Source organism: Sneathiella sp., from assembly GCF_002694385.1.
Lineage (GTDB): Bacteria > Pseudomonadota > Alphaproteobacteria > Sneathiellales > Sneathiellaceae > Sneathiella.
Genome location: NZ_NZMB01000014.1, coordinates 1 through 5837, shown reverse-complemented (window position 1 = coordinate 5837; position 5837 = coordinate 1). Strand labels below are relative to the sequence as shown.

Below are 5837 nucleotides of genomic sequence, written 5' to 3'. Positions count from 1 at the left end.
GGGAGGCACGGCGGCAATTGTGGCCATGCGGAAATTTCTGGTCGCAAATCTGAAGGCGCATCCGGTGCTCAAATCCGTTGATGCGGATTTGCAGCATCTGCTGAGCAGCTGGTTCAATCGAGGCTTCCTCTCGCTGGAGCGGATTTCCTGGCGAACCCCGGCGGTGGTACTGGAAAAGCTGATCGAATATGAGGCCGTCCATGAAATTGATGGCTGGGACGATCTGCGCCGTCGGTTGGACAAGGACCGCCGTTGCTTTGCGTTTTTTCATCCGGCATTGCCGGACGAGCCGCTGATTTTTGTCGAGGTGGCGCTCGTGAAGGGGCTGGCGCGGGCCATTCCGCCGCTACTTTCGCGGGAGGGGCGTCGGGGCGATCCGCGAAAGGCGGACACCGCCATCTTCTATTCCATAAGCAACTGTCAGGACGGGCTGAAAGGCATCAGTTTTGGCAATTTTCTGATCAAGCAGGTGGTCGCTGAACTGTCGGCGGAGCTGCCCAACCTCAAGCATTTCGCCACCCTGTCGCCCATTCCCGGGTTCATGCGCTGGCTGAAGGGCGTCAATGAGGCGACGGGCGGGCTGCATTTCCGCGAGATCGAGGCAATCCGGCAGGAGCTTGCCGATCCCGACTGGCCAAACAAGACGGAGGTGGCGGAAAAAATCCGCGAGCCCCTGGAACAGCTTTGCGCGCATTACCTGATCAATGAAAAAGCGGGCAAGCGTCCGCTCGATCCCGTCACGCGTTTCCATCTGGGTAATGGGGCGCGCCTGGAACAGCTCAACTGGCTCGGTGATTCCTCTCCGAATGGCCTGAAACAGTCGGCGGGGCTGCTGGTCAACTATTATTACAGCCAGCGGGATATCGAGAAAAACCACGAGGCTTATGCCAATGAGCGCCGGGTTGTTGCCTCTTCCGGATTGCAGGCCCTTGCCAGAAGCGCGCGGAAATAGTATCGGTGAGGGGCTTGCACCGCTTCGCCCTCCGCGTCCGCATTTTTTTGTCGACGCGCGGATGCCGATGTTTATAATCAGGCGGAATGGTTCCCGGGCAATCCGGGCAGGCCCTATTAAAGAACAAGAACAAAAATAAAGACTGCCTATCAAATCTAATAAGAAAAAGGATAAAAGATGTCGGACAAGAATATGCTTGCTGGTAAAACCGTGGTTGTGACAGGCGCTGGCCGTGGTGTCGGACGCGGTATCGCCATCATGTGCGCCGCCTATGGCGCGAAAGTCGTCGTGAATGACCTTGGCGGCAATGAGCAGGGCGACGGCGCCGATCAGGTCCCGGCCCTTGAAGTCGTCAAAACCATTACCGATGCGGGCGGGGAAGCCATTGCCAACTTCGGCAACGTGGCGAAATCCGATGACGCCGGTGCGATGATCGAAGCTGCGCGCAAGGAATTCGGCAGCATCGACTGCATTGTCAACAACGCCGGTATCCTGCGCGATGTGATCTTCCACAAAATGACCGAAGATGAATTCGACGCCGTGATCGCCGTTCACCTGAAGGGCAGCTTTAACGTTTCGCGCGCCGCCGCTCCCTATTTCCGGGAACAGCAGAGCGGTTCCATGGTTCATATGACCTCGACCTCCGGTCTGATTGGCAACTTCGGCCAGGCCAACTACGCTGCCGCCAAGCTCGGTATCGCCGGTCTGTCTCGCTCCATCGCGCTTGACATGTCCCGCTTTAATGTGCGTTCCAACTGTATCTCTCCCTTTGCATGGTCGCGTCTGATTGGCACCATTCCTCAGGGTACCGATGCGGAGCGCGCCCGCGTTGCGAAGATCCAGCAGATGACGCCGGAAAAAATCGCGCCGCTCGCTGTTTATCTGCTCAGCGATCAGGCCAAGGACATCTCCGGCAACATTTTCGTTGTTCGCAACAACGAAATCGTGCTGATGAGCCAGCCGCGTCCGGTGCGCAATCTGCAGACCTCCGATGGATGGACGCCGGAAACCGTTGCCGAACGCTTCGGTCCGGCCGTCAAGACTTCTCTGGTGCCGCTGGAACGCTCCGGCGACGTCTTCTCCTGGGATCCGGTCTAAGGAGGAAACGTTATGGCGATTGATTATGACAAGCTGATCAACTGGAAGTTCGATGATGTCGAGCAGACCTATACGACAAAGGACAGCATTCTCTATGCGCTCGGCGTCGGTCTGTCGATGGACCCGCTCGATCTGCAACAGCTCCGCTTCACCTATGAAGAGGATATGCTGGCCCTGCCGACCATGGCGGTTGTTCTCGCCTATCCGGGCTTTTTCCTGAAAAACCCCGAATTCGGGGTGGATTGGGTGAAAGTCCTGCATGGGGAACAGGGCATCAAGCTGCACAAACCCTTGCCCGCAGAAGGCACGGTGATCGGTAAAACCAAGATCACCGAGATCATTGACAAGGGCGCCGGCAAAGGCGCGCTGATCTACACCACTCGCGAAGTCTTTGAAAAGTCCTCCGGCGATCTGCTGGCGACGCTTGACTCGACGACTTTTGCGCGCGGTGATGGCGGTTTTGGTGGCCCGACCGAAGGGGCGCCGCAACCGCATAGCCTGCCGGACCGGGCACCGGACAGCTCTGTCGAGTTGCCGACGCTGCTGCAACAGGCGCTGATCTATCGTCTGAGTGGGGACTTCAACCCGCTGCACGCAGATCCGCGGATTGCGACAAGTGCCGGTTTCAAGGCGCCGATCCTGCATGGTCTTGCGTCTCTCGGTGTGGCCGGTCATGCCGTCCTCAGAGAGGCCTGCAACTATGACCCGTCGAAGCTGAAAGAGTTCAACCTGCGCTTTACCTCTCCGGTCTATCCGGGCGAGACGCTGGTGACCGAGCTTTGGAATGATGGCGATGTCACCTCCTTCCGCTGCCGCGTGAAGGAGCGGGATCTGGTGGTCCTCAACAATGGCTACGCCAAAATAGGCTGACGCTTTCGGGCATCATGGGAAACGGCAGAATTAAACATATAATTCTGCCGTTTTCTGTTTCAGCCGGGGCGCAGTCCGATTGTATCAACAAGGAAAAACCATGGATATTGAAGAAGCAATCCGCTCCCGCCGTTCCATCCGTGCCTTCACGGATCAGCCCGTCGAACGGGAGAAGATCGAACGGGTTCTGGAGNTGGCGCAACGCGCNCCCAGCGGCACCAACACCCAGCCCTGGCACACCTATGTCTGCGCGGGCGCGGCGCGNGATGANATTGCCCGCGAGGTGCTGAAGCTGGTGGAGAANAACGCCGCCCGCAAATATGAAGAATATGAATATTATCCNGCCAGNTGGAAAGAAGTTCACCANAACCGCCGCCGCGGGGTNGGNTGGAGCCTGTATGGNCTGCTNGGNATTGAAAANGGGGACCGGGAACGGACAGCGAAACAGTCGAANCGTAANTTCAACTTTTTCGATGCGCCGGTNGGNCTGTTTTTCACCGTCGATTCCTATCTGATGCGGGGCAGCTGGTTCGANGCGGGCCTGTATATGCAGACCGTCATGCTCGCCGCGCGNGGNGAGGGGNTGCANACCTGTCCGCAGGCCGCCTGGATCACNTTTCAGGAGCCGATCTTCCGCATCCTTGGCATTCCCGATGACCAGGTGCTCGTTTCCGGCATGGCNATGGGCTATGAAGATACCACGGCGATTGAAAACACGCTGGTCAGTGAGCGGGAAGATGTCGCCAATGTNACCCATTTTATCGGCTTTGATGAGAATTGACAGTTGATCCGCCGCNTAGGCAGTGGTTTCCTGTCTGGGGCGGATGAACAGAANCAACAGGAGTTTCCCGTGAAAGTATCCGAAGCGATCAAATCGCGCGTCACCGTGCGGCAGTTTCTGGACAAGCCCGTGCCGCTCGAGANNGTCCGCGAATTGCTGGAAATTTCCAANCGCGCGCCNTCGGGCGGCAATCTTCAGCCGTGGAATGTGCAGGTTCTGACGGGGGATCCNCTNAAGGCGCTTGTCGATGATGTGGANCGCAANTTNANNAGCGGCGTGTCGGANACGCCGGAATATNANGTCTATCCGCCGGAGNTGGTNGATCCNTANAANACCCGGCGGCGNNTTGTCGGCCAGGCNCTNTATGANCTGATCGGNGTGCCGAGNGAGGATACGGCGGGCAAGNTGAAACAGCTNTCGCGNAATTTNCGCTTTTTCGATGCGCCGGTGGGNCTGTTTTTTATTCTCCACAAACAGATGGAAATNGGNCANTANGCNGATGTNGGCATGTTCATGCAGAATATCATGCTGNTGGCGAAGGAATATGGNCTCGATACCTGCCCGCAGGAAGCCTGGGCCCGCTGGCCGGTGACCCTGCGGCAGCATCTCGNGCTCCAGGACCATGANATGATGTTCTGCGGCATGGCGCTCGGCTATCGGGACCAGGATGCCGTGATNAACCGGCTGGTGACGGAACGNGAGACGTTTGANAATTTCGTGACCCTACGCGGCTTTTGATCCGCCGCCAAAGAGAGAATGCAATGGAAGAAGATATTACCGGCCAGATTCGCCAGACNGTNCGCCAGNTCTGCGAANGNTTTCCCGGCAGCTANTGGCGGGAGAAGGACCGCGANCGNGCCTATCCNACGGAATTTGTCAATGCGCTGACGGAGGCGGGGCTGCTCGGCTCCCTGATNCCGGANGAATATGGCGGGGCGGGCCTGCCGCTNAGCGTGGCCTCGGCCATTCTGGAGGAGATTCACGCCAATGGNTGCAACGGCGCNGCCTGCCATGCGCAGATGTATACGATGGGNACCNTGCTCCGGCATGGCTCCGAAGACCAGCGGCGGAAGTACCTGCCGGGGATCGCNAGCGGGGANCTGCGGTTGCAGGCTTTCGGCGTGACCGANCCGACGGCGGGCACCGATACCACCAGCATNNCGACAACGGCGGTGCGCGATGGNGATGANTATGTGGTCAATGGCCAGAAGGTCTGGACCAGCCGCGCCGAATATTCCGATCTGATGATCCTGCTCGCACGGACCACCGCAAANGACAAGGTTGCCAAGCGGGNGGAGGGGCTCTCCGTTTTTATCGTTGATATGCGCGAGGTGGTGGGGAACGGCATGACCATCCGGCCGATCCGNACCATGATCAACCATGCGACGACCGAGGTCTTTTTCGANAATATGCGCATTCCCGCCTCCAGCCTGATCGGGGAGGAGGGGAAGGGCTTTCGCTATATNCTCACCGGCATGAATGCGGANCGGATCCTNATTGCCTCCGAATGTATCGGCGATGCGGAATGGTTNATCAAAACCGCCTCCGATTATGCCCGNGAACGGACCGTGTTCGGNCGGCCCATCGGTCAGAATCAGGGNGTGCAGTTTCCCATNGCGCGGAGCTATGCCCAGATGCGGGCCGCCAAGCTGATGGTNGANGAGGCGTATCGCCTNTATGATGCGGGCNNGCCNTGCGGGGCGGAGGCCAATATGGCGAAGATGCTGNCCTCNGANGCCTCNTGGGCNGCGGGGGAAGCCTGCATCCAGACGCATGGTGGCTTTGGCTTTGCCGAGGAATATGATGTNGAGCGGAAATTCCGNGAAACNCGNCTCTATCAGATCGCGCCGATNTCGACCAACCTGATCCTNTCCTTCATCGCCGAGCATGANNTGGAGCTGCCGCGCAGCTACTGATTTGGCGNGTGCGNNGGCTGTCGGGAACCCTCCAGGCCGGNNGGATTTTTCCAACCGGCCTGTTTGTTTTTCGCAGANGCAAAAAAATTGTCNNGGGNTGAAATAAAGCTGTTGACTGGATTGTATGGTGGGCCTATAACCCGCGTCACGCNGACGGGGCGGGTCTGATGGCTTGTTGGATTTGACGGGTTGATCGGGTTTGTCTGGTTGGTTTTTTATT

Annotated in this window: 5 protein-coding genes and 1 pseudogene; all 6 read left to right on the top strand. The window is 58.1% G+C overall.

The features are described 5' to 3' along the window. Positions 1-952: malonyl-CoA decarboxylase domain-containing protein (locus CMN55_RS10130; protein WP_293949684.1), on the top strand; the 952-nt coding region annotated here is incomplete at its 5' end. Positions 953-1129: 177 nt separating this feature from the next. Then, the gene (locus CMN55_RS10125; RefSeq protein ID WP_293949683.1) at positions 1130-2050 is read left to right on the top strand and encodes an SDR family NAD(P)-dependent oxidoreductase; all 921 of its coding nucleotides are present in this window, start codon (positions 1130-1132) and stop codon (positions 2048-2050) included. 12 nt (positions 2051-2062) lie between these two features. Beyond that, positions 2063-2920: a MaoC/PaaZ C-terminal domain-containing protein gene (locus CMN55_RS10120; RefSeq protein ID WP_293949682.1), complete on the top strand. Its 858-nt coding sequence runs from the start codon at positions 2063-2065 to the stop codon at positions 2918-2920. A 100-nt stretch (positions 2921-3020) separates the two neighbouring features. Next, positions 3021-3701, top strand: coding sequence for a nitroreductase (locus tag CMN55_RS10115; RefSeq protein ID WP_293949681.1), 681 nt, complete (start codon positions 3021-3023; stop codon positions 3699-3701). Between the two features lie 69 nt (positions 3702-3770). After that, a pseudogene (locus CMN55_RS10110) lies at positions 3771-4439 on the top strand (nitroreductase). A gap of 23 nt (positions 4440-4462) precedes the next feature. Further along, complete coding sequence (locus tag CMN55_RS10105) at positions 4463-5617, top strand: acyl-CoA dehydrogenase family protein (RefSeq protein WP_293949680.1); 1155 nt, start codon at positions 4463-4465, stop codon at positions 5615-5617. Positions 5618-5837 lie beyond the last annotated feature (220 nt).

Bases quoted from the DNA above. Each gene is read 5' to 3' on its own strand.
- CMN55_RS10125 (WP_293949683.1), top strand. From the start codon at position 1,130: ATGTCGGACAAGAATATGCTTGCTGGTAAAACCGTGGTTGTGACAGGC.
- CMN55_RS10120 (WP_293949682.1), top strand. From the start codon at position 2,063: ATGGCGATTGATTATGACAAGCTGATCAACTGGAAGTTCGATGATGTC.